General features: G+C 61.5%; 21 protein-coding genes. 13 read left to right on the top strand and 8 right to left on the bottom strand.

The window, feature by feature from the left end; translation table 11 throughout:
• Window positions 1-93: 93 nt before the first annotated feature.
• Both MOQ67_RS19450 and MOQ67_RS19445 read left to right on the top strand, forming a co-directional pair.
• Window positions 94-363, top strand: a complete 270-nt coding sequence (locus MOQ67_RS19450; protein WP_198718424.1) for a hypothetical protein — start codon at window positions 94-96, stop codon at window positions 361-363.
• Window positions 364-501: 138 nt separating this feature from the next.
• A complete protein-coding gene (locus MOQ67_RS19445) occupies window positions 502-2,619 on the top strand; it encodes a TonB-dependent receptor family protein (protein ID WP_198718425.1) in 2,118 nt (705 codons plus the stop codon).
• Here MOQ67_RS19445 and MOQ67_RS19440 read toward each other — a convergent pair.
• Both MOQ67_RS19440 and MOQ67_RS19435 read right to left on the bottom strand, forming a co-directional pair.
• Window positions 2,589-2,918, bottom strand: coding sequence for a DUF7693 family protein (locus MOQ67_RS19440; RefSeq protein WP_046383018.1), 330 nt, complete (start codon window positions 2,916-2,918; stop codon window positions 2,589-2,591). The two genes, MOQ67_RS19445 and MOQ67_RS19440, sit on opposite strands and share 31 nt — an antisense overlap.
• Before the next feature lie 92 nt (window positions 2,919-3,010).
• Window positions 3,011-4,828 (bottom strand): sigma-54-dependent Fis family transcriptional regulator, encoded by a 1,818-nt coding sequence (locus MOQ67_RS19435; protein WP_198718426.1) that lies wholly within the window; start codon window positions 4,826-4,828, stop codon window positions 3,011-3,013.
• A 328-nt stretch (window positions 4,829-5,156) separates the two neighbouring features.
• On the opposite strand from MOQ67_RS19435, the gene MOQ67_RS19430 reads away from it, so the two are divergent.
• From MOQ67_RS19430 to MOQ67_RS19405, 6 genes are all read left to right on the top strand, one after another.
• Window positions 5,157-6,251, top strand: a complete 1,095-nt coding sequence (locus MOQ67_RS19430; RefSeq protein WP_102618745.1) for an ABC transporter ATP-binding protein — start codon at window positions 5,157-5,159, stop codon at window positions 6,249-6,251.
• Window positions 6,251-7,348 (top strand): ABC transporter ATP-binding protein, encoded by a 1,098-nt coding sequence (locus MOQ67_RS19425; protein ID WP_046383020.1) that lies wholly within the window; start codon window positions 6,251-6,253, stop codon window positions 7,346-7,348. Before MOQ67_RS19430 ends, MOQ67_RS19425 begins: the two co-directional genes overlap by 1 nt.
• Entirely contained in the window at window positions 7,345-8,211 is an 867-nt protein-coding gene (locus tag MOQ67_RS19420; RefSeq protein ID WP_046487164.1) for a carbohydrate ABC transporter permease, read from the top strand. Before MOQ67_RS19425 ends, MOQ67_RS19420 begins: the two co-directional genes overlap by 4 nt.
• Window positions 8,212-8,221: 10 nt before the next feature.
• Window positions 8,222-9,022, top strand: a complete 801-nt coding sequence (locus MOQ67_RS19415; protein WP_017846707.1) for a carbohydrate ABC transporter permease — start codon at window positions 8,222-8,224, stop codon at window positions 9,020-9,022.
• A gap of 10 nt (window positions 9,023-9,032) precedes the next feature.
• The gene (locus MOQ67_RS19410; protein WP_010567825.1) at window positions 9,033-9,305 is read left to right on the top strand and encodes a DUF2160 domain-containing protein; all 273 of its coding nucleotides are present in this window, start codon (window positions 9,033-9,035) and stop codon (window positions 9,303-9,305) included.
• A gap of 169 nt (window positions 9,306-9,474) precedes the next feature.
• Window positions 9,475-11,217, top strand: coding sequence for an ABC transporter substrate-binding protein (locus MOQ67_RS19405; protein WP_046487167.1), 1,743 nt, complete (start codon window positions 9,475-9,477; stop codon window positions 11,215-11,217).
• Window positions 11,218-11,337: 120 nt separating this feature from the next.
• Here MOQ67_RS19405 and potE read toward each other — a convergent pair whose 3' ends face one another.
• The 3 genes from potE to MOQ67_RS19390 form a co-directional block, all read right to left on the bottom strand.
• The gene (potE, locus tag MOQ67_RS19400; RefSeq protein WP_046487170.1) at window positions 11,338-12,666 is read right to left on the bottom strand and encodes a putrescine-ornithine antiporter; all 1,329 of its coding nucleotides are present in this window, start codon (window positions 12,664-12,666) and stop codon (window positions 11,338-11,340) included.
• Window positions 12,667-13,008: 342 nt separating this feature from the next.
• The gene (locus MOQ67_RS19395; protein WP_017846703.1) at window positions 13,009-13,440 is read right to left on the bottom strand and encodes a hypothetical protein; all 432 of its coding nucleotides are present in this window, start codon (window positions 13,438-13,440) and stop codon (window positions 13,009-13,011) included.
• Window positions 13,441-13,587: 147 nt separating this feature from the next.
• The gene (locus tag MOQ67_RS19390) at window positions 13,588-14,736 is read right to left on the bottom strand and encodes an aldose epimerase family protein (RefSeq protein ID WP_198718427.1); all 1,149 of its coding nucleotides are present in this window, start codon (window positions 14,734-14,736) and stop codon (window positions 13,588-13,590) included.
• 138 nt (window positions 14,737-14,874) lie between these two features.
• Here MOQ67_RS19390 and MOQ67_RS19385 point away from each other — a divergent pair, with 138 nt between their 5' ends.
• Window positions 14,875-15,642 carry an SDR family NAD(P)-dependent oxidoreductase gene (locus MOQ67_RS19385; RefSeq protein ID WP_017846701.1) on the top strand — a complete coding sequence of 256 codons (768 nt, stop codon included), beginning with the start codon at window positions 14,875-14,877 and terminating at the stop codon, window positions 15,640-15,642.
• Window positions 15,643-15,648: 6 nt separating this feature from the next.
• Here MOQ67_RS19385 and MOQ67_RS19380 read toward each other — a convergent pair whose 3' ends face one another.
• Window positions 15,649-16,251, bottom strand: coding sequence for a glutathione S-transferase family protein (locus MOQ67_RS19380; protein ID WP_102618865.1), 603 nt, complete (start codon window positions 16,249-16,251; stop codon window positions 15,649-15,651).
• A gap of 114 nt (window positions 16,252-16,365) precedes the next feature.
• On the opposite strand from MOQ67_RS19380, the gene MOQ67_RS19375 reads away from it, so the two are divergent.
• Together MOQ67_RS19375 and yghU are read left to right on the top strand one after the other, a co-directional pair.
• On the top strand, window positions 16,366-17,292 hold the full coding sequence (locus tag MOQ67_RS19375) for a LysR substrate-binding domain-containing protein (RefSeq protein WP_102618864.1): 927 nt from the start codon (window positions 16,366-16,368) through the stop codon (window positions 17,290-17,292).
• An 81-nt stretch (window positions 17,293-17,373) separates the two neighbouring features.
• A complete protein-coding gene (gene yghU / locus MOQ67_RS19370; protein WP_046383028.1) occupies window positions 17,374-18,210 on the top strand; it encodes a glutathione-dependent disulfide-bond oxidoreductase in 837 nt (278 codons plus the stop codon).
• A 12-nt stretch (window positions 18,211-18,222) separates the two neighbouring features.
• Here yghU and MOQ67_RS19365 read toward each other — a convergent pair whose 3' ends face one another.
• A complete protein-coding gene (locus tag MOQ67_RS19365; protein WP_046487180.1) occupies window positions 18,223-19,095 on the bottom strand; it encodes an undecaprenyl-diphosphate phosphatase in 873 nt (290 codons plus the stop codon).
• Between the two features lie 179 nt (window positions 19,096-19,274).
• Between MOQ67_RS19365 and MOQ67_RS19360 the strand changes: the two genes are divergently transcribed.
• Complete coding sequence (locus MOQ67_RS19360; RefSeq protein ID WP_026139989.1) at window positions 19,275-19,781, top strand: GNAT family N-acetyltransferase; 507 nt, start codon at window positions 19,275-19,277, stop codon at window positions 19,779-19,781.
• On the opposite strand, the gene MOQ67_RS19355 is transcribed toward MOQ67_RS19360, so the two are convergent.
• Entirely contained in the window at window positions 19,778-20,722 is a 945-nt protein-coding gene (locus MOQ67_RS19355; RefSeq protein ID WP_046487182.1) for a GlxA family transcriptional regulator, read from the bottom strand. The genes MOQ67_RS19360 and MOQ67_RS19355 overlap by 4 nt on opposite strands.
• Before the next feature lie 173 nt (window positions 20,723-20,895).
• Here MOQ67_RS19355 and MOQ67_RS19350 point away from each other — a divergent pair, with 173 nt between their 5' ends.
• Complete coding sequence (locus tag MOQ67_RS19350; RefSeq protein ID WP_198718428.1) at window positions 20,896-21,495, top strand: TetR/AcrR family transcriptional regulator; 600 nt, start codon at window positions 20,896-20,898, stop codon at window positions 21,493-21,495.
• Window positions 21,496-21,509 lie beyond the last annotated feature (14 nt).

Raw genomic sequence — 21,509 nt, 5'->3', positions numbered from 1 at the left:
CTCTGTAGGAAGTGCCCTATCTTGCACTGCACTGCTTGAAACGCCCATCTGTCGGCAATAGCCTCGGACTTTTCTTAAATATGAGGCCCTACCTTGGGTAAGCGAAAAACGGTTTGGCCCACGGATCGCGAAATCCGCCTGCGATTTATCCTGTTTGCGGTGATTGACGCCGCGAGTGCGCAAGGCGTCTCAGCCGAGTTGTTGTTACCGGCACACAAACTGCTGCAGGAGTCGCCGACTGAGGCGCAATTTCGCGACGCCCTCAACAGCATTCTGACGACCGACGAAATGTACGGGTTCCGCTTTCCGGCGGGGTCGGAGGCGGATGACTTCATGTGCGTGCTGGCGTCCGCCGCGGGCTAGGAGACAGGTAGTTTTTTCAGGGGTCGGGAAGGCTCTGCGCCTTGAATAAGGCGTGACCTGGCGAGCGTCCCGGTCTTCCCATCACAGTTCGCGTGCGAGGCCTTGCCTTCACGCCCCCGCATTCCAAGGACCCGCCCCATGTTGCTGCGCCAACCCCCGCTGCTTTTTGCTGCCCTGACCCTCAGTTCCCTTGTGCAGGCCGAAGACCTGCAACTGGCGCCGGTCGAAGTCACCACCAGCGAAGCCAGCGCGGCTGAAGTGGCGCAGGCGAAGCTCAAGCGCGTGCCCGGCGGCACCAATTACATCGACATGAGCAGCGTGCAACAGGGGCGGGTGAGCACCAACGAGGACGTGTTCAAGTATCAGGCTGGGGTGTACGCCAAGGCGGCGAATAATGAAGGCGTCAAACTCTCGATCCGTGGCTCGGGCCTCAACCGCAGCCCCGGCGCCCATGCTTCCGGGTTGTACGAGACGCTCGACGGCTTGCCGCTGACGGGCCCCGGCGGTACGCCCTATGAACTCAAGGACCCCTTGTGGCAAAGCCGCGTCGAGGTGCTGCGCGGTGCCAACGGCTTTGATCAGGGCGCGCTGGCCCTGGGTGGGGCGGTCAATTACGTGACCCATACCGGCTACGACGCGCCCAAGCTGCAAGTGCGCTACGAAGCGGGCAGCCGTGGCTACGCCCAGCGCGAGATCAGTTCGGGCCAGGTGCTGGGGGATGCCGACTATTACATCAGCCTCACCGATTCCGAATCCGACGGCTATCAGCAGCAGAGCGCCGGCACGGGCAAGGGCGTCGCGGCCAACTTCGGCTACCGTTTCAACCCGAACCTGGAGACGCGCTTTTACTTGCGCTACCGCGAAACCACCAACGACACACCAGGCAAGCTCACGCGCTACCAGATCAGCCATGATCCGCGTGCCGCCAACAGCCTCAACGCCGCCCGCGATTCAAAACGCCTGCAACCGGGCTCCACCTGGATCGCCAACAAGACCACGTTGCAGCTCGACGACAACGCACGGCTCGAAGTCGGCCTGGCCTATCACGACTACCCGATGGACCTGCGCGAAGGCACCAATCGCCTGAAAGTCGCCTACACCGATATCAGCGGCACGCTGAACTACATTCGCCAGGACACCCTGTTCGGTCACGACAGTAAAACCACGATCGGCCTGCGCACCACCCAGGCGATGCCCAACAACGGCGCGTCGGAATACGTGCGAATTCCTGTCGGCAAGACCGCAGGCTATGCCCCCGGCACCAAGACCCGCGACTACAGCTACCTGGGCTCCGACACCGTGCTGCATATCGGCAACGACCTGGAACTGGTCCCGGACCTGTGGCTGACCACCGGCCTGGCCGCGATCTACACCCGCCGCGAAACCCAGGTGACCTATCCCGACGGCCAGGCGCCGCTCAGTCAACATGACTGGGACTATGCGCCGCGCATCGGCCTGCGCTATGACTTCACCCCGCAATTGCAGGTGTACGGCAACCTGAGCCGCTCGGTCGAGCCGCCGCATGCCTGGTCGATGATCTGGGGTTCCAACAAATACTTCGGGCCGGGCAGCGGCCCGGCCACCGGCCTGCAACGCGAAGGCGTGAGTTTGAAAAACCAGACCGCCACCACCCTGGAAGTCGGCGGCCGTGGTGACGCGTGGTTCGGCCAATGGGACCTGGCACTGTACCGCTCGGAAGTGCGCCACGAGTTGCTCACCGTTGAAACCCAGGCCCAGACCCCCACCAGCGACGCGATCCTCGCCGAGTCCAACGCCAGCCCCACGGTTCACCAAGGTGTCGAACTGAGCCTGCTCAGCCCGCTGTGGGACGGCGGCCGCAGCGGTAAGCTCGCCCTGCGCCAGGCCTACACCTTCAGCGACTTCCACTACCGCAACGACGACCGCTTCGGCGACAACACCTTGCCGGGCATTCCCAAGCACTACTACCAGGCACAGTTGCGCTACAACCATCCGACCGGTTTCTACACCAGCCTCAACACCGAGCATTCCTCGCGGGTGGCGGTGGATTACGCCAATTCCTACTACGCGGCGGCCTATACCTTACTCGGCGCCACGTTCGGCTACGACGCCCCGCAGCAGGACTGGCAAGCCTGGGTCGACCTGCGCAACCTGACCAACCGCCGCTACGCCAACACCGTCACCCCGGGTTATGACGACAAGGGCCTGGACGCCGCCCGCTCCACGCCCGGGGATGGTCGGGGCATCTACACCGGCGTGTCGTGGAGCTGGCGCTGAGACACCGACAACAGACGCTCGACTTGCGCGTGCTCCCACGTACTCATCAATGCCACTGGGTTGGTGCCATAGCGTTGCCAACTGTCCAATGAGCCATGCCGCCCGTCGGGTGAGCGGCAGTGCTGGCACCCCACCAGCACCGCACCTTGGGTCAGCAGCACCATCCGCCAGCCGTCGGTTTCCACGCTCACCGTGTCATCCGCTGCCGCGCAGGCGCTGATGACCCGCGTTTCCAGGGCCATATCCTTGAGCACTTGATAAGCCTCCCGTGCAGAAACGGTGGCGGCGGTTGCGGTCATCGGCGGTGTCCTCGTGATGGAGCGGCGCAGTGTCGCGTGTGGGCAAGGCGGTTTCAAGCCCGAGAGGGCAGCGGTCGATTGCTGCCCGGGTTTCAGTCATTGCCTTGGCGCAGGCGCTTGTACAGGGTGTTGCGGCTCACGCCGAGTTCCCGCGCCAGGTGGGAAATATTCCCGCCTGCCGCTTTCAAGCGCCGCGTCAGGTCAATGCTGTCCTCCAGAGGCGCGCTGGTGGGCAGCGGCGCCGTCACGTTCAGATCGACGAAGAAGTCGTCCGGCAGATGCTCCGGGCGGATCGGCTGCTCCTCGGCCATGGCCAACGCCACCTGCAACACACTGCTGACCTGGCGCAAATTGCCCGGCCACGGGTGCTGCTCGAACAACGCCAGCACCTCGGCGCTCAGCCCGGCCCATTGCTTCGGTTCGCGGTGTTGCTGCCACAGTTGTTGGAACAACGCCTGCTTGTCAGTGCGCTCGCGCAGTGGCGGCAACTCCAGGGTCAGCCCGCCAATGCGGTAGTACAAATCCTCACGGAAGCGCCCGGCCTGCACCTGCTCGCGTAGTACATGGTTGGTGGCGGAGATGATGCGCAAATCCACCGGGAACAACTCGCTGCTGCCCACCGGTTGCACGCAGCGTTCCTGTAAGACCCGCAGCAAGCGGGCCTGGGTCGGCAGTGGCATATCACCGATCTCGTCGAGAAACAGCGTGCCCTTGTCGGCCTTGCGGATCAGGCCGACGCTGCCTTTTTGATTGGCGCCGGTGAAGGCGCCTTTTTCGTAGCCGAACAGTTCCGATTCCACCAGCTCAGCGGGAATCGCCGCACAGTTCACCGCGATAAATGCCTGTTGGCTGCGCGAACTGGCCTGGTGCAGGGCTTTGACGAATACCTCTTTGCCCACGCCGGTTTCACCGTGGATCAGCAGCGGAATGTCCTTTTCCAGCAGGCGCTCGGCCTGGCGCACGGCTTTTTCCACGCGCACATCGCCGAAATGCAGGGTCTTGAGGCTGATCGGTGTGGCTTGCGGCGGCGCCGGTTCGCTGAAAACCCGCGCGTGTACCGGCATCTGCTTGGGCCGCTTCAATAAACACTGGAAACGATTGCGGCCGGCCGCCTGTAAGGAGAACGGCAAACCCTCCGGCTGATTCAGTAACTCCAGCATCGACACCTTGAACAAACGGTCGATCATCACCCGCGACAGGCTGATGCCCAGCAGGTTGTCGGCGCGGCGGTTGGCCGATAACACCTGGCCGCTTTCATCAAAGATCAGCAGGCCCGCCCATTGGCTGTCGAGGTTGTTCAGCCCGGTGTTGAAGGTCAGCTGGAAATGCTCGCCGCGAAACAGGTTGAGGATCAGCCGGTTTTCCACGGTCTGGCTCATCATCTTGACCATGCCCAGGGTGTGGGAGGGCGGCAGGTAGCTGTCGCTGGACACGTCCAGCACCGCGATGATTTCGCGCTGGGCGTCGAAGATCGGCGCCGCCGAACCGGTCATGAAGCGGTTGGCCTTGAGGAAGTGTTCATCGTGTTCGATATGCACCGCCTGGGCACAGGCCAGCGCGGTGCCGATGGCATTGGTGCCGCTGGAACGCTCCATCCAACTGGCGCCGGGGCTGAAACCACGGGCCAACTTGGGGTCGATAAAGCGCTGGGTGCCCCACGACGTCAAAACCTGGCCCTGGTTGTCGGCCAGCATGATCAGGCAGTTGGAGTTGCTCAGGATGTTCTCGTAGTAAGGCAACACTTCCTGGTGGGTGGTCTGTACCAGGGAATGCTGGCTCTCCAGCAATTGGCTGATGCCCTCGGCGGGCAGTTGGTCAAAGCTGGGTGGGCTCTGGTGGTCCAGGCCGAATGCGCGGCAGCGGCGCCAGGACTCCTGGATGAGGGTGTCGTGAGTCAGCGGTTCGGCCATGGAGACCTTCTTTTTATTGTTTTTGGGTCTTGCACAATCTAACGGATGTCACCCGGTCAATGTGGGAGGGGGCAAGTCGAATCGTCGCACCGCCCCCCACACATGTGTTCTGCGTTGTTCAGTCAATCGGGTTCAAACAGTGTTGTTCAAAACTGTTCATTGTCAACCCGCTGAGTGTTCAGTTGTTCAGTCCGAATTGTTCATTTTTGTTCGCTCCCGAACCTCGCTTTCAGGGCATTTCCTTGTGGATCAAGCACCTGCTGCGGTTGGCACGAAACTCGCTGTGACCACTGGCCAGATTCATTCCAATAATAAAAAAGGGCGTGTCATGTCATTGACCCTGGAACATGTCTCCCGCGTCATCGAAGGCCAGACCTGGATCGACGATGCCAACCTGCGTTTCGAGGCCGGCTCCTTCAATGTGCTGCTCGGTCGCACCCTGTCCGGCAAGACCAGCCTGATGCGCCTGATGGCCGGCCTGGACAAGCCCGACAGCGGCCGCATCCTGATGAACGGCGTGGATGTCACCGCTAAACCGGTGCGCCTGCGCAACGTGTCGATGGTGTATCAACAGTTCATCAACTACCCGACCATGACCGTGTTCGAGAACATCGCCTCGCCGTTGCGCCAGGCCGGTGTGTCCAACGAGCTGATCCAGAGCAAGGTGCTGGAAACCGCGAAGATGCTGCGCATCGAGAAGTTCCTCAAGCGCCACCCGCTGGAGCTGTCCGGCGGCCAGCAGCAACGCACGGCGATGGCCCGCGCGTTGGTGAAGGATGCCGAACTGATCCTGTTCGATGAGCCGTTGGTGAACCTGGACTACAAACTGCGCGAAGAGCTGCGTCAGGAAATGCGCGAGCTGTTCAAGGCCCGCCACACCATTGCGATTTACGCCACCACCGAGCCCAACGAAGCGCTGGCACTCGGCGGCACTACCACCATTCTCCACGAAGGCCGGGTGATCCAGAGCGGCAAGGCGGCCGAGGTGTATCACCAGCCGCAGACCGTATTGGCCGCCGAGTTGTTTTCCGAACCGCCGATCAACCTGATGCCGGGCAGCATCAGCGGCAATGAAGTGAGCTTCGCCAATTTCGTACACTTCCCACTCAATGTTGACCTGCGTCCCATCGGCGAGGGCGAGTTCCGCTTTGGCGTGCGCCCCAGCCATATCAGCCTGGTGCCCAGCAACGACGACGACCTCGAACTGGCGGTGACCGTGGAAGTCGCCGAGATCAGCGGCTCGGAAACCTTCCTGCATGTGCGCAGCGAGCATTTCCTGCTGGTGCTGCACTTGCCGGGGGTGCATGAGTACGACGTCGACGCGCCGATCCGTGTGTATATCCCCACCCATAAACTGTTTGTGTTCGATGGCCAGGGCCGTCTGGTCCAGGCCCCCGGGCGCCGTGTCGCGAGGGTTGCCTGATGGCCGAGATCCATTTGCAGAACCTGGCGCACAGCTACAGCCCTACGCCGACAGGTCCCGAGGACTACGCCATTCGGGAAATGAACCACGTATGGGAGCAGGGCGGCGCCTACGCCTTACTCGGGCCTTCGGGCTGCGGCAAATCAACCCTGCTTAATATCATCTCCGGCCTGCTCAGCCCGTCCGAAGGGCACGTGCTGTTCGACCATAAAGTGGTCAACGAGCTGACCCCGGAAAAACGCAACATCGCCCAGGTGTTCCAGTTCCCGGTGGTGTACGACACCATGACGGTGTTCGACAACCTGGCTTTCCCGTTGCGTAACCAGGGCATGGCCGAGGCGAAAATTCACAGCAAGGTGCAGGAAATTGCCGAAGTCCTCGACCTGCAAAGCCTGCTGAGCAAAAAGGCACGCAACCTCACTGCCGACGAAAAACAGAAAGTCTCCATGGGCCGGGGCCTGGTGCGTGACGACGTCTCGGCGATCCTGTTCGATGAACCGCTGACGGTGATCGACCCGCACCTCAAATGGAAACTGCGGCGCAAGCTCAAGCAGATCCACGAGCAGTTCAATATCACCATGGTCTACGTGACCCACGATCAACTGGAAGCCTCGACCTTCGCCGACAAGATCGCGGTGATGTACGGCGGGCAAATCGTGCAATTCGGTACGCCGCGGGAGTTGTTCGAGCGGCCAAGCCATACGTTTGTCGGCTATTTCATCGGCAGCCCTGGGATGAATCTGATCGAAGTGCAGGCTGAGGCCGGCGGAGTGCGCTTTGCCGACACCCATCTGCGGTTGTCCGAGGCCGTGCAGCAACGCCTCGCCGACACGCCCTACACGACCTTGCAGGTGGGCATCCGCCCGGAATTCATTCATGTGTGGGATGAGCATAACCCTGACGCACTGCAAGCCGACGTCACCCATATTGAAGACCTCGGCACCTACAAGATCCTGACCCTGAGCCTGGACGGCGCCACCCTGAAAGTGCGCCTGGCCGAAGACAAACCGGTGCCCGAAGGCACAGCCTCTATCAGCTTCCCCGCGCAGTGGCTGATGCTCTACGCCGACGATTACCTGCTGGAGGTGCGGCCATGAACAAGGTGCAGAACAACAAGGCCTGGTGGCTGGTGTTGCCGGTGTTCCTGCTGGTGGCATTCAGTGCGGTGATCCCGATGATGACGGTGGTCAACTACTCGGTGCAGGACATTTTCGACCAGTCCAGCCGCTATTTCGTTGGCACCGACTGGTACAAGCAGGTGCTGCTCGACCCGCGTCTGCACGACTCGCTGCTGCGCCAGTTCATCTACTCGGCGTGCGTGCTGCTGATCGAAATCCCGCTGGGCATCGCCATCGCCCTGACCATGCCGACCAAGGGCCGCTGGTCATCGCTGGTGCTGATCATCCTCGCCATTCCGTTGCTGATTCCGTGGAACGTGGTGGGCACCATCTGGCAGATTTTCGGTCGCGCCGATATCGGCCTGCTCGGTTCTACCCTCAATGCGATGGGCATCAGCTACAACTATGCGGCCAACACCATGGACGCCTGGGTCACGGTGCTGGTGATGGATGTCTGGCACTGGACCTCCCTGGTGGCGCTGCTGTGCTACTCGGGGCTGCGCGCTATTCCAGATGTGTACTACCAGGCGGCGCGTATCGATCGGGCGTCGGCCTGGGCGGTTTTCCGACATATCCAGCTGCCGAAGATGAAAAGTGTGCTGCTGATCGCGGTGATGCTGCGCTTCATGGACAGTTTCATGATCTACACCGAGCCCTTCGTACTGACCGGTGGCGGGCCGGGTAACGCCACCACGTTCCTCAGCCAGACGCTGACCCAGATGGCTGTCGGCCAATTCGACCTGGGCCCGGCCGCGGCGTTTTCCCTGGTGTACTTCCTGATCATCCTGTTGGTGTCCTGGCTGTTCTACACCGCCATGACCCATTCCGACGCCAACCGCTGAGGCCACCAACATGAGCAAGCGCAAAGTCATACCGCTGCTGATCTACATTCTGTTCCTGCTGGTGCCGATCTACTGGCTGCTGAACATGTCCTTCAAAAGCAACACCGAAATCCTCGGCGGGCTGACGCTGTTTCCGCAGGATTTCACCCTGGCCAACTACAAGGTGATCTTCACTGACCCGAGTTGGTACACCGGCTATCTCAACTCGCTGTACTACGTGAGCCTGAACACGCTGATCTCCTTGAGCGTGGCGCTGCCGGCGGCGTATGCGTTCTCGCGCTATCGCTTCCTGGGCGACAAGCACCTGTTTTTCTGGCTGCTGACCAACCGCATGGCGCCGCCGGCGGTGTTTCTGTTGCCGTTTTTCCAGCTGTATTCGTCCATCGGCCTGTTCGACACGCATATCGCGGTGGCCCTGGCGCACTGCCTGTTCAACGTGCCATTGGCGGTGTGGATTCTCGAAGGCTTCATGTCGGGTGTGCCCAAGGAAATCGACGAAACCGCCTACATCGACGGCTACTCCTTCCCCAAGTTCTTTGTGAAGATTTTTATCCCATTGATCGGCTCCGGCATCGGCGTGACGGCGTTTTTCTGCTTCATGTTTTCCTGGGTCGAACTGCTGCTGGCGCGCACCCTGACTTCGGTCAATGCCAAGCCCATCGCGGCGGTGATGACCCGTACCGTCTCGGCGTCGGGGATCGACTGGGGCGTGCTGGCGGCGGCGGGGGTGTTGACCATCCTGCCCGGCATGCTGGTGATCTGGTTTGTACGCAACCACGTGGCCAAGGGCTTTGCCCTGGGCCGGGTCTGAGGAGTCGATGATGGAATGGATGGCCTGGACCACCCCCACCGCGCTGTTCTTTGGCGGTATCGCCCTGATTCTGGCGGGCATGACCACTTGGGAATTGCGCGCGCCGAGTATCCCTCGGCGCGGGTTTCTGCCGATCAGCACCACCCGTGGTGATCGTTTGTTTATCGGTCTTCTCGGTAGCGCCTACCTGCACCTGCTGGTGATCGGCGTAACCGACTGGAGCATCTGGGTGGCGTCCGCGCTCTCCCTTGTATGGCTGTTGTGTGTGATGCGTTGGGGCTAGTGCGGATGCCTCTATTCCCTGTAGGAGCGAGCTTGCTCGCGAAATTCGTCAACGATAACGCGGCGTTTCTGGGCGTGCGCGGTGTCTGGGCGTTTTTCGCGAGCAAGCTCGCTCCTACAAGGGGTGTGTGGCGTTTGTAGTCCCTTTTGAAATCAACCAGGAGGTCTCTATGTTCGATAAAAACAATAAGCTGCGACATAGCATTTCATTGGCCGCCGTATTGGCCCTCAGCGGTTTGAGTGCCACGGCCTGGGCCGATGCGTATGAAGAAGCGGCGAAAAAATGGATCGGCAGCGAGTTCAAGCCGTCGACCCTCACGGCCGACCAGCAGCTCGAGGAACTCAAGTGGTTCATCAAGGCCGCCGAACCGTTCCGTGGGATGAAGATCAACGTGGTGTCGGAAACCCTCACCACCCATGAATACGAATCCAAGGTGCTGGCCAAGGCCTTCAGTGAAATCACCGGTATCAAGCTGACCCACGACCTGCTGCAGGAAGGCGATGTGGTGGAAAAGCTGCAAACCCAGATGCAGTCCGACAAGAACATCTATGACGGCTGGGTCAACGATTCCGACCTGATCGGTACGCACTTTCGCTACGGCAAAACCGAATCCATCACTGACCTGATGGCCAACGAAGGCAAGAACTTCACCTCGCCGACCCTGGATATCAAGGACTTTATCGGTATCTCCTTCACCACCGCGCCGGACGGCAAGATCTACCAGTTACCCGACCAGCAATTCGCCAACCTGTACTGGTTCCGCGCTGACTGGTTCGAGCGGCCGGAGCTGAAAGCCAAGTTCAAGGAAAAATACGGCTACGACCTCGGCGTGCCGGTGAACTGGTCGGCCTATGAAGACATCGCCAAGTTCTTCAGCGAGGACGTCAAGGAAATCGACGGCAAGCGCATCTATGGGCACATGGACTACGGCAAGAAAGACCCGTCCCTCGGCTGGCGCTTCACCGATGCCTGGTTCTCCATGGCCGGTGGTGGCGACAAGGGTTTGCCCAACGGTTTGCCGGTGGACGAGTGGGGCATTCGCGTCGAGGACTGCCACCCGGTGGGCTCCAGCGTGACCCGGGGCGGCGACACCAACGGCCCGGCCGCCGTGTTCGCCACACAGAAATACGTGGACTGGATGAAAGCCTACGCACCGCCGGAAGCGGCCGGCATGACCTTCTCCGAATCCGGCCCGGTGCCGTCCCAGGGCAACATCGCCCAGCAGATCTTCTGGTACACCGCGTTCACGGCCGACATGACCAAGCCGGGCCTGCCCGTGGTCAACGCCGACGGCACACCGAAATGGCGTATGGCGCCGTCGCCCGTCGGGCCTTATTGGGAAAAGGGCATGAAGAAGGGTTATCAGGACGTGGGTTCCTGGACCTTCCTCAAGTCGACGCCTGAGAAGCAGAAGCTCGCGGCCTGGCTGTACGCGCAGTTCGTCACTTCGAAAACCGTGTCACTGAAGAAAACCATCGTCGGCCTGACGCCGATCCGTGAGTCCGACATCAATTCCCAGGCCATGACCGACCTGGCGCCGAAGCTTGGCGGCCTGGTGGAGTTCTACCGCAGCCCGGCCCGGGTCGAGTGGACCCCGACCGGCACCAACGTTCCGGACTATCCACGCCTGGCGCAACTGTGGTGGAGCAACATTGCGGCGGCGGCCAGCGGCGAGAAAACCCCGCAACAGGCGCTCGACAACCTGGCCAAGGAGCAAGACGCGATCATGACGCGCCTGGAACGCTCCAAAGTGCAACCGGTGTGCGGTCCGAAAATGAACCCGGAGCGTGACGCCCAATACTGGTTCGACCAGCCCGGCGCGCCGAAGCCGAAACTGGCCAACGAGAAACCCAAAGGCGAAACCGTGGCCTACGGCGACCTGCTCAAGCAGTGGGAGGCGGCGCGTAAATAATCAGTTCAGGCAAACGCGGTAAACACTGTAGGAGGGGGCTTGCCCCCGATAGCGTTGGTTCAGTCAATGCATGTATCGACTGGCGCAATCGGGGGCAAGCCCCCTCCCACATTTTGATCTTCATCTGCCAGGGGAATCTGCCGGTTCCCCGACAAACCGCTTGGCCAGGAAGCCATACAATAGATACCCGAACGCCAGCACCAGCATCGCGCCAAATACCGCCTCTTCACCGCAGGCATAAATCGCATACAGCGAATACCCCACGGCCACCAGCACCACCAACGTATTGCGCGCCTGCACCGTCGCGCTGGCGTGTGCCTTGTACATCATCACCAGCAGGCCGGTGAGGGCGGTCACGTAGGGCAGCAGGTTGGTCACCACCGCCAGGTTCACCAGTTTGCTGAACTGCGCGCTGGCGCTGGGCGAGATGGTCGACAAGGCAATCAGGCTTTGCAGCGTGGCACACGCCAGCAGCCCCAGCACCGGCGCATTCGCGGCGCTGATGCGGCTGAAAAACCGCGGAAACAGGCGTTGGTCCGCCGACATCTTGGCCGTTTGCGCCAGGGTGAATTGCCAGCCCAGCAACGAGCCGATACAGGCCACCACCGCCAACGCCATGATCAGCTTGCCGACCCAGGGGCTGAACATCTGTGCGTAAACCAGTGCGAACGGTGCGGAGGACGCGGCCAGTTCGGCATTGGGCACGATGCCCTGGATCACCGCAGTCGACAGCACATACACCACCGCCACCCCAAGCGTGCCGAGCAGGCAGGCCAGGGGCACGGTGCGGTTGGGGTTCTCCACCGCGTCGTAGCCCTGGGCGGCCGACTCCATGCCAAGAAATGCCCACAAGGTCAGAGGAATACTCGCACTGACGGCGTCCCACAGGTGCCGTTGGTGTGGGTTCCAGGCGGCCGTGAACACCTCGGGCTTGAAATAGAACCAACCGATCACGCAGAGCCCCGCCACTGGAATGATCACGCCCCATACCGTGACCACTCCGATGCGCCCGGTGATGCGCGGGCCGCCGAAGTTGGCCACGGTGGTCAGCCAGATCAGCGCCAGGCTGCCGACGAACAACGGCCCCGGCCCGCTGCCCAGCCACGGAATGAACGACGACAAATAACCCACCGCCGAAATCGCAATTGCCACATTGGCAATGATCAGCGACAGAAAATACAGAAATGAACACAGGAAAAACCCCGACTTGCCGTGGGCCTCCTCGGTATACGCCGACATCCCGCCGCTGCGGGTACAGAACAGCCCGCATTGAGCGAAGCCGTAGGCGATCGCCATCGAACCGAGCGCAGTGACGACCCACGACAGCAGTGAAATCGCGCCCAGTTGCGCCATGCTGGCCGGCAACATGATGATCCCCGAGCCCATCATGTTGATCGCTACGAGGGTGGTCAGGCCCAACAGGCTCATCTTCTTGCTTGGTGCGGCCATCCAGAACTCCTTGTGATCAACGCAAAACCTGAGCTGTGCTTTTGCTGCGCCAACCCTGCGCGGCGGCAGTCGGGCGACATCGTCACGCGCAGGATGCCCGTCTCGGTACGACGGTGTTCGGCTTTGGCGGTGAAGGCGCGTTATTCGATCAAGCGGCTATTCATTGAGGGCCATGCTGATCCCACTGATGAAACTTGCGCAAGGAAAAAGCCGAAATAGGCAGGATTGGCGTAGGGACAGCGGCGTCCCTGGGTAGGACGCTCGCTACTGTGCTCACTCAACGGTTCGATTTATCACCCCGACGCCTGAGCCGCGCATTCAAGGGGGGCTCAACGGGCGGGATCAGGCCATGGCCTGCGGTTGGATGCGCAGTTCGCCGTCGACATCCTTGGCCAACCCACTGGCCAGAAACAACGGGGCGAGGCGCTTGTGCAACTGTGGCTCGACAAACTCCTTCACCGTCGGCAATGCCAGCACACCACTGAGCGGCAACTCCGCCTTGGTGTACGACAGCCACGCCTTTTTCAACATCAACAGCACATCGCTGCCGGCCGTCGAGGCAAAGCGGCGGTGGGTGGGTTTGGTGTCGAGGTTGAAGGTGTGCTGGAACTCATAGCCGGTTTCCTCCCCGCCAGCGGCAGCACAGCGCACGCAGGTGCAGGGGCCGTCGCCGAATGCGTTGCGCAGGTAGGCGTTGAAGTCCACCACGGGTTTGAGTGACAGACGCTTATCCACTTCGAACAGGTCCCCGGTCATTTTTTCGTCAGTGTTCAACGTCCAATTCCTTGCTGGTAGGCGGCTTTTCAAAGCGCGGCACAATAGCAGCCAAGTACGGTTTTGGGGACTATTTGCATCACATTAGCGCCGGACGCCGGCTTGCCGGCGACAGCGTTTCGGTCGCCGGCAAGCCCGCCGCCATCCTCAATCGGCGGAAAACTTCAAGAGGGTGCGCTGGGTGTAGGTCTGCCCAGGGTCCAAGCGTGTCGAGGCAAACGTCGGTTGGTTCGGCGCATCGGGAAAGTGCTGGGTCTCCAGTGTGAAACCGCTCCAATGCAGGTAGGTTTTGCCTGCCTTGCCCTTCACCGAGCCATCGAGGAAGTTGCTGGTATAGAACTGCACCCCAGGTTCCGTGGTGTAGAGCTGCAAACGGCGGCCGGAGGCGGGGTCGTACACATCGGCGGCGAGTTGCTTGATGTCGCCCTGGGTATCCAGCGCCCAGTTGAAGTCAAACCCGCCCTGTTTCGGCTCGGCGAATTTGAGTTGCGGATGCGCGTCCTTGATGTGCTGGCCGATGGCGGTGGGCTGGAGAAAGTCCATCGGCGTGCCCTTGACCGGTGCCACTTCGCCGGTGGGAATCAAGGTGGCATTCACCGGCGTGTAGTGGCTGGCGTGCAAGGTCGCCACCTGCTTGAGGATGTCGCCGTTGCCCGCGCCAGCGAGGTTGAAATAGCTGTGGTTGGTGAGGTTGAGCACCGTCGGTTTGTCGGTGGTGGCCTTGTAGTCGATGTGCAATTCGTTGTTGTCGTTGAGCCGATAGGTGACTTCGGTGGTCAGGTTGCCGGGAAAGCCCATCTCGCCGTCCTTGGACAGGTAGGTCAGGGTCACGCCGACCGAATCCTTGTCCTTGACGGGCTTGGCTTGCCACACGCGCTTGTCGAAGCCCTGGGCGCCGCCATGCAGCGAATTGGGACCGTCGTTGAGCGGCACCTGATAACGCTTGCCGTCGAGCTCGAACGCACCGCCGGCCAGGCGATTGCCGAAGCGGCCGATGGTCGCGCCAAAAAACGCCGTACCGCGCTGATAGCCCTGCACATCATCGAAGCCGAGCACCACGTCCTCGACCTTGCCGTGCTTGTCCGGCACTTTCAGCGCCTGCAACACGCCGCCATAGGTGATGACCGTGGCTTGCATGCCATGGCTGTTGCGCAATATGTACTGCTCGACAGCGGTGCCGTCGTTGGTTTTCCCGAAGGGTTTGTGTTCACTGGACAGACCGGCGGCCTGCGCGCCACCGCTGGCGATCAGCATGGACAAGGCGAGGCCGGACAACAGGTATCGAGGGTGCTTCATGGTCGAACTTCCTTTTGTTGTTTTGAGTTGAATAGTTCTACTAATGTGCGATATTTTGTCGGTGAGGCCGCAAATTTATAGCCTTAAACGCCGATTTCGTAAAATAAAATAAGACTAATTGATCGAGGCAACCTTGATATGAGTACTGAACAGGCCGTTTATCCCGACCTCAAGGGCAAGACCGTATTGATTTCCGGAGGCGCTTCGGGGATCGGCGAATTCATGGTGCGAGCCTTCGCCGGGCAGGGGGCCAAGGTGGCGTTTGTCGACCGCGCGCAAGGCCAGGGCGAGCGCCTGGCGGCGTTGTTGAGTGCCCAGGGGCACACCGTCGAGTTCGGTCACTGCGATATCACCGACGAGATTGCATACAAGGCCGCGATTGCGCGCTTCGAATACGCCCTGGGGCCGATCACCGTGTTGGTGAACAATGCCGCCAACGACGTGCGTCATACCCTGGAGGAAGTTGATTCGGAGACGTTCGACAAGCTGATCGCGGTCAACCTCAAGCACGCCTTTTTTGCCGCCAAGGCTGTGGTGCCGATGATGAAACGTGCGGGTGGCGGTTCGATCATCAACCTGGGCTCCGTTGGCTGGATGATGGCCTCCGCCGGCTACCCGGTGTACGCCGCCAGCAAGGCCGCCGCCCATGGCATGACGCGGGCGCTGGCGCGTGAGCTGGGCCCGGACCGTATCCGCGTCAATACGCTGGTGCCGGGCTGGGTGATGACCGAAAAACAATTGACGATGTGGGTCGACGACGCCGCCAAGGAACTGATCAGCCGCAGCCAGTGCCTGCCTGGCAGCGTATTGCCGGAACACATCGCCAGCATGGCGCTGTTTCTCGCCTCGCAGGCGTCGGCGATGTGTTCGGCGCAGAACTTCATTGTCGATGGCGGCTGGGTGTAACTCCGGTCACTCGATGGGGTAGCGCTTGAAGGCCGGGTGCTGCTCCAGGCGTTCGGCGTGGCGTTGCACATGGGGGAACGCATCTGCCTTGACCACCGAGGCCACGGTGAACTGGCTGAAGGACCAGGCGACCGCCACCGTCAGCGAGGCCTGGGTCAGCGCTTCGCTGTCGGCCTGGCTCAGGTGTTTGTCCAGCAGCGTATACGCGGCCAGCAATTGCCCGCTGACGCGGTCGAGCCACGGCGCATGCTGCTTCTCGGCCGGCCGCAGGTTGTGTTCATAGACGATCTGCACGCTTTTCTCACAGGCCGCCAGGGCCAGCCCGAGCAACTGCAAGTCCTTGGCGCGTGCCGCCGGGGGCTGCGCCAGCAACTTTCTGTCAGCTGGCGCGAGGGCTTCGAGGTAATCCAGGATCAGGCTGGAGTCCATCAACACGGTCCCATCGTCCAGCACCAGGGTGGGCGCCTTGACCACGGGGTTGATCCGCGCGAATGCGTTGTAGGTGCTGAACACGGACAAGGGCTCATGCACAAAATCCACCCCGTACAGTTCCAGGGAAATGGCCACGCGACGTACATAAGGCGAGTCCAGCATGCCGACCAGTTTCATAAAGCCTCCTTGGTAATGGGTAGTTGGCAGGATTGGTTAATTTAGGTAACTTTAAATCGGCTGTAGGTCCTGCAATATCGATTATTTTTACCGTAAAAGGTTAGCTGAGCTTACATGAGCGCATTTCCTCCCTTGACCTGCCTGCGCAGCTTCGAAGCCACCTCGCGATTGGGCAGCGTGACTTTGGCGGCCAGGGAACTGCACGTCACCCACTCAGCCATCAGCCAGCAGATCAAAGTGCTGGAAGAGCTCGTCGGTCTGGCCCTGTTCGTGCGCGAAGGTCGCGGCCTGCGGGTGAGCGAAGACGGGCGCCTGTACGCCTTGCAGATTCGCAAGGCGCTGGGAGATATCGCCGAAGCCACGCGCTTGATCCAGGCCCAACCCAAGACCGATGAACTGGTGGTCGCGGTGCTGCCCTCGTTCGGCTGCTCCTGGCTGGTCCCACGCCTGCCGACGTTCCAGGCGTTGTACCCGCATATCCGCATTCGCTTGCAAGCCAGCCTGAGCATTTCCAACCTGCATCAGGAATCGGTCGATATCGGCATCCGCATGGGCGAGGGCGATTGGGACGGCGTAGAGCAGCGGCTGTTGTTTCACGATGAAGTGATCGCCGTGGCCGCGCCTCATTTCAATCACGGGCAGTTGCCGCAGACACCACAGCAGATCGTCGACAGCCCGATCATCCGTAGCACCGAGTCCTGGCTGCCATGGTGCGAGGCGGCGGGCGTCGAGATGTCCGGCGAGCGCGCCGGCTTATGCAGCAATGACTCCAACCTGATCCTGGAGGCGGTGCGCCTGGGGCAGGGCATCGCCCTGGAGCGGCGCAGCCTGGTGCAGGACGCCATCGCCCGTGGCGAACTGGTGCAGCTCGGCGATATCAGTGTGCCCTACGCGTATCCCTACTGGCTGGTCTGGCCGCCCCGCGAAGGTTCGCACACCAAGCAGCAGGCGTTTTCCCAGTGGTTGTTCAAGGAAGTGGACAGCTACCTGGGGCAATTGAAAGGCGTTACCGATAAGTGTCCACCCAGCGCTCAAGGATGAAGGCTGGGTTGTGACGCAACCCCAACCTTTGGTTTAGTCTGGGTCGATTCGTTGACCTCAAGCACATCAGGAGTCGTGAGCATGACCGAATACGTACCCCCCAAGGTCTGGACCTGGGACACCGAAAGTGGCGGCACGTTCGCCAGTATCAACCGGCCCATCGCCGGGGCGACCCACGACAAGGTACTGCCGGTCGGCAAACACCCGCTGCAGCTGTACTCGCTGGCCACGCCCAATGGGCAGAAAGTCACGATCCTGCTCGAAGAGCTGCTGGCCCTCGGGCATACCGGCGCGGAATACGACGCCTGGCTGATCAAGATCGGCGACGGCGACCAGTTCGGCAGCGGCTTTGTCGCAGTGAACCCGAACTCGAAAATCCCCGCCTTGCTCGACCGCAGCGGCGCCACGCCGATTCGCGTGTTCGAGTCCGGTGCGATCCTGCAGTACCTGGCGGAGAAATTCGGGGCGTTCTTCCCGACCGAACCTGCGGCCCGCGCCGAGTGTCTGTCGTGGCTGTTCTGGCAGATGGGCAGCGCGCCGTACCTAGGCGGTGGCTTCGGGCATTTCTACGCCTATGCGCCGAGCAAGATGGAGTACCCGATCAACCGCTTTGCCATGGAAACCAAGCGCCAACTGGATGTGCTCGACAAGCGCCTGGCCGTGAGCGAGTACATTGCCGGTGACGACTACACCATCGCCGACATCGCCATCTGGCCCTGGTACGGTGGCCTGGTCAAAGGCCGCCTGTATGACGCGGCGCAGTTTCTTTCGGTGCAGGATTACAAGCATGTGCTGCGCTGGGCCGATGCGATCGAGGCGCGCCCGGCGGTGCAGCGTGGACGGCGGGTCAACCGGGTGTCCGGGCCGCTCGAAGAGCAACTGCCGGAGCGGCACGATGCACGCGATTTCGAGCGCTGAGGTCGATGAGGCTCAGCTCAACAACCCGGTGCTGACCGCGACGATCAGGAAGATCCCCAGCAGCGCGCGGTAGATCACGAACGGCCAGGTGGAGAACCGCTCCAGGAACTTCATCAGGCCCCAGATCGCGAAGAACGCCGAGACGCTGGCGACTACCAGGCCAAACAGCAAGTGCGGCCAGGCATGCACCGGCATATCGGCGTGCAGCAGCACCCACAGCTCCTTCAAGCCGGCGAGGGCGATCGCCGGCAGGCCCAGCAGAAAAGAGAAACGCGCAGCCTCTTCACGCTTGAAATTGAGGAACAGCGCGGCGGTCAGTGTGGAGCCGGAGCGCGAGACCCCGGGAATCAAGGCGCCAATCTGTGCGATACCGACGATCAACGCATCGCGCAGGCGCATTTCGCTCACCTCCCGCGTATGCCGCGCACGCAGTTCGGCCGCCGCCAGCAACACTGCCATCACCACGCAGGCAATGCCGATCACCATCAACCCGCGCAGCGGCGAGTTACAGGCATTCAAGGTCGACGACAACGCCAGGCCGGCAATGCAGATCGGAATGGTCGCCAGCACAATCGCCACCGCCAGCTTGAACCACTGATTGTTGTAGTCACCCTGGCGCACCGCGCCAATGCTGCCGCTGACCACCTGGCGCACATCGCGCCAGAAGTAACTGACCACCGCCGCCAGCGCCGCCAGTTGCATCGCCGCCGAAAACGCCGAGCCCGGGTCTTGCCAGCCGAGCAGGGCGGGGACCACACGCATATGGGCGGTGGACGACACCGGCAACAACTCGGTAATGCCCTGGATCACGCCCAGGATGAAAATCTGCAGGTAATCCAGGGAGGCGAAGCCCACATCCAGGCCGGCGGAACAGACGTTGGTCAAAGTACATGTCCTTGAGAAAAAAGAGGCAGTCGGCGAAGTTTATTCGAAATGTTTCGAAGGTTCGGGCGAGGCGGCAGCTATCTGCAATCGATTCAGCAAGTAGAAAGGTTCATGCCGCTATTGGACTGGGGCAGCGTTTTGTGAACAATGGCGCCCTGCGTTTTTTCACCGAGAGCCTCATGCCTGAAACCACCGTCGAATTGATCCAGACCGGCCCGGAAGCGTCCGAGCTGATCCGCAATCTGTACCAGTACTACGCCTATGAATCCTCGGACTGGGAGCAGGAAGATGTCGAGGCGGACGGCCGTTTCTACATCCATGACGAACACCTGAACCGCTATTGGCACGACCCGCAGTGGAGCGCCAACCTGCTGCTGGTCGACGGTTATATCGCCGGCTTCCTGCTGATCGAAGGCAGTGAATTGCCGGGCATCGATGCCCTGGAACTGGCCGACCTGTTCATCCTCAAGCGCTACCGGCGCAAGGGCATCGGCAGCGCGATCGCCACCCAGGTGCTATGCAGCGGCGCGGCCAACTGGCTGGTGCGTTTCTATGACCAGGATGAAGTGTCCCAGGCGTTCTGGCGCACCGTGCTGGATAACCTGCCACGCCCGGTGCAGACCCTCGAGCTGGACGATGATCCGCAACTGACCAGTTACCTGATCACACGGGCGTCGTTGCACTAAACGCTGCGCTCGTTGAAAAAAGCCTGCTGCATGGCCTGGGGCGGCTGCCCGAAGGCACGCAGAAACGCCTGGCGCATGCGCTCGCGGTCGCCGAAGCCGGTTTCGCGGGCGACCACCTCGACCGGGTGGCGGCTGGTTTCCATCATCGCCCGCGCCGCTTCAACCCGCAGGGATTCGATGGCCTTGGCCGGTGTCTGCCCGGTTTCTTCGCGAAACACCCGGCTGAACTGACGCGGGCTGAGCCGGGCGACATCGGCCAGGGCTTCCACCGACAGGTCGTGGGTCAGGTTCTCGCGGGCATAGGCCAGGGCCAGTTGGATGCGGTCGGACTTGGGGTCCAATTCCAGCAACGCCGATAACTGCGACTGTTCGCTGCCCCGGCGCTGGGCAATCACCAGCTTGCGCGCGATACGCCGGGCGAGGTCGCTGCCCAGGTCGTTCTCCACCATTGCCAGCGCCAGGTCGACCCCGGCGCTCATGCCGGCGCCGGTCCAGATCTGGCCGTCGACGATGAACAGTTTGTCTTCTTCCAACTGAATATCCGGGTAGCGCTTGCGAAACGCCGGTGCGTGAATCCAGTGAGTGGTGGTGCGCTTGCCCGCCAATAACCCGGCCTCGGCCAGCACGAAGATGCCCATGCACAGCGAGGCGACACGCCGCGATTGAGCGGACGCGGCCTTGACCAGCGCCAGCAGGTTGGCCTCCGGCAGGCGAAATTCCAGGTAACCGCTGACGATCAGGGTGTCATAGCCCTGCGGCCGGATCGGCGTGGTGTTCACCGAGAACCCCTGGGACGTCATCACCGCGCCGCCGCTTTCCGACACCAGGTGAAACTCATAGGCCGGCTCGCCGCGCAGCAGGTTCGCGCACTCGAACACCGAGCCCAGGCTGAGGCTCAGGGACTGGAAGTTCGGGTAAACCATCAGCGCAACGCTATGCATCGCCATACTCCAACGCGGGCGGGAGGGGCGATTGTCGGCGCGTGCCGGGAAAACGGCAACCGGGTTCGGCGCATGTCCGCAATCCTTGCGGATATGACATTGTGGGCGCCCGGCCCGGCTCCTAACATTCACCCCATGCACTAGACGACTGGTCTAATCGGACGGAGTGAAGCATGCACAGCGCCAGCAAACGTCCACGGCAGACCATTCTCGACGCGGCGCAATCGATTGTCGGCGCCAAAGGGTTTTCTGCGGTGGGGTTGAACGAAATCCTGCAAGCCGCCGATGTGCCCAAAGGTTCGTTCTATCACTACTTCCACTCCAAAGATGCATTCGGTGTGGTATTGCTCGACCACTACTTCGATCACTACGTAGAGGGCATGGCGCAACTGTTCGAGCAGCCCGGGTTGTCCCCGCGCGCCAAGTTGATGCGCTACTGGCAAGGCTGGATCGACAACCAGACCGGCTGCACCGACGCGGGCAAATGCCTTGCAGTCAAACTCGGTGCGGAAGTGTCAGACCTTTCAGAACCCATGCGCTTGGCCCTGGATCGCGGCACATCGAGGACCATCGCCTTGCTTGCCGGCGCGATCGGGCGCGGCATCGAAGACGGTTCGCTGACCGTGGCGCAAGCCCCGCAAAGCCTGGCCCGGAGCCTGTATGCGTTGTGGCTGGGGAGCAGCGTCATGAGCAAGATCACCCGTACATCCGCGCCGTTTGATCAGGCGCTGCTGCTGACCCGACAGCTGTTGGGTTGCCCTGACACACACTGACCTTAACCCTATCG

This window comes from Pseudomonas sp. LY-1, from assembly GCF_053502595.1.
The sequence above is the reverse complement of the archived record's forward strand: the minus strand, read 5'-3'. Positions and strand labels throughout refer to the sequence as shown.

What these genes read in the sequence shown, in the direction of transcription:
- MOQ67_RS19445 (WP_198718425.1), top strand. Translation starts at nt 502, where the DNA reads ATGTTGCTGCGCCAACCCCCGCTGCTTTTTGCTGCCCTGACCCTCAGT.
- MOQ67_RS19440 (WP_046383018.1), bottom strand. Translation starts at nt 2,918, where the DNA reads ATGACCGCAACCGCCGCCACCGTTTCTGCACGGGAGGCTTATCAAGTG.
- MOQ67_RS19435 (WP_198718426.1), bottom strand. Translation starts at nt 4,828, where the DNA reads ATGGCCGAACCGCTGACTCACGACACCCTCATCCAGGAGTCCTGGCGC.
- MOQ67_RS19430 (WP_102618745.1), top strand. Translation starts at nt 5,157, where the DNA reads ATGTCATTGACCCTGGAACATGTCTCCCGCGTCATCGAAGGCCAGACC.
- MOQ67_RS19425 (WP_046383020.1), top strand. Translation starts at nt 6,251, where the DNA reads ATGGCCGAGATCCATTTGCAGAACCTGGCGCACAGCTACAGCCCTACG.
- MOQ67_RS19420 (WP_046487164.1), top strand. Translation starts at nt 7,345, where the DNA reads ATGAACAAGGTGCAGAACAACAAGGCCTGGTGGCTGGTGTTGCCGGTG.
- MOQ67_RS19415 (WP_017846707.1), top strand. Translation starts at nt 8,222, where the DNA reads ATGAGCAAGCGCAAAGTCATACCGCTGCTGATCTACATTCTGTTCCTG.
- MOQ67_RS19410 (WP_010567825.1), top strand. Translation starts at nt 9,033, where the DNA reads ATGGAATGGATGGCCTGGACCACCCCCACCGCGCTGTTCTTTGGCGGT.
- MOQ67_RS19405 (WP_046487167.1), top strand. Translation starts at nt 9,475, where the DNA reads ATGTTCGATAAAAACAATAAGCTGCGACATAGCATTTCATTGGCCGCC.
- potE (WP_046487170.1), bottom strand. Translation starts at nt 12,666, where the DNA reads ATGGCCGCACCAAGCAAGAAGATGAGCCTGTTGGGCCTGACCACCCTC.
- MOQ67_RS19390 (WP_198718427.1), bottom strand. Translation starts at nt 14,736, where the DNA reads ATGAAGCACCCTCGATACCTGTTGTCCGGCCTCGCCTTGTCCATGCTG.
- MOQ67_RS19385 (WP_017846701.1), top strand. Translation starts at nt 14,875, where the DNA reads ATGAGTACTGAACAGGCCGTTTATCCCGACCTCAAGGGCAAGACCGTA.
- MOQ67_RS19380 (WP_102618865.1), bottom strand. Translation starts at nt 16,251, where the DNA reads ATGAAACTGGTCGGCATGCTGGACTCGCCTTATGTACGTCGCGTGGCC.
- MOQ67_RS19375 (WP_102618864.1), top strand. Translation starts at nt 16,366, where the DNA reads ATGAGCGCATTTCCTCCCTTGACCTGCCTGCGCAGCTTCGAAGCCACC.
- yghU (WP_046383028.1), top strand. Translation starts at nt 17,374, where the DNA reads ATGACCGAATACGTACCCCCCAAGGTCTGGACCTGGGACACCGAAAGT.
- MOQ67_RS19360 (WP_026139989.1), top strand. Translation starts at nt 19,275, where the DNA reads ATGCCTGAAACCACCGTCGAATTGATCCAGACCGGCCCGGAAGCGTCC.
- MOQ67_RS19355 (WP_046487182.1), bottom strand. Translation starts at nt 20,722, where the DNA reads ATGCATAGCGTTGCGCTGATGGTTTACCCGAACTTCCAGTCCCTGAGC.
- MOQ67_RS19350 (WP_198718428.1), top strand. Translation starts at nt 20,896, where the DNA reads ATGCACAGCGCCAGCAAACGTCCACGGCAGACCATTCTCGACGCGGCG.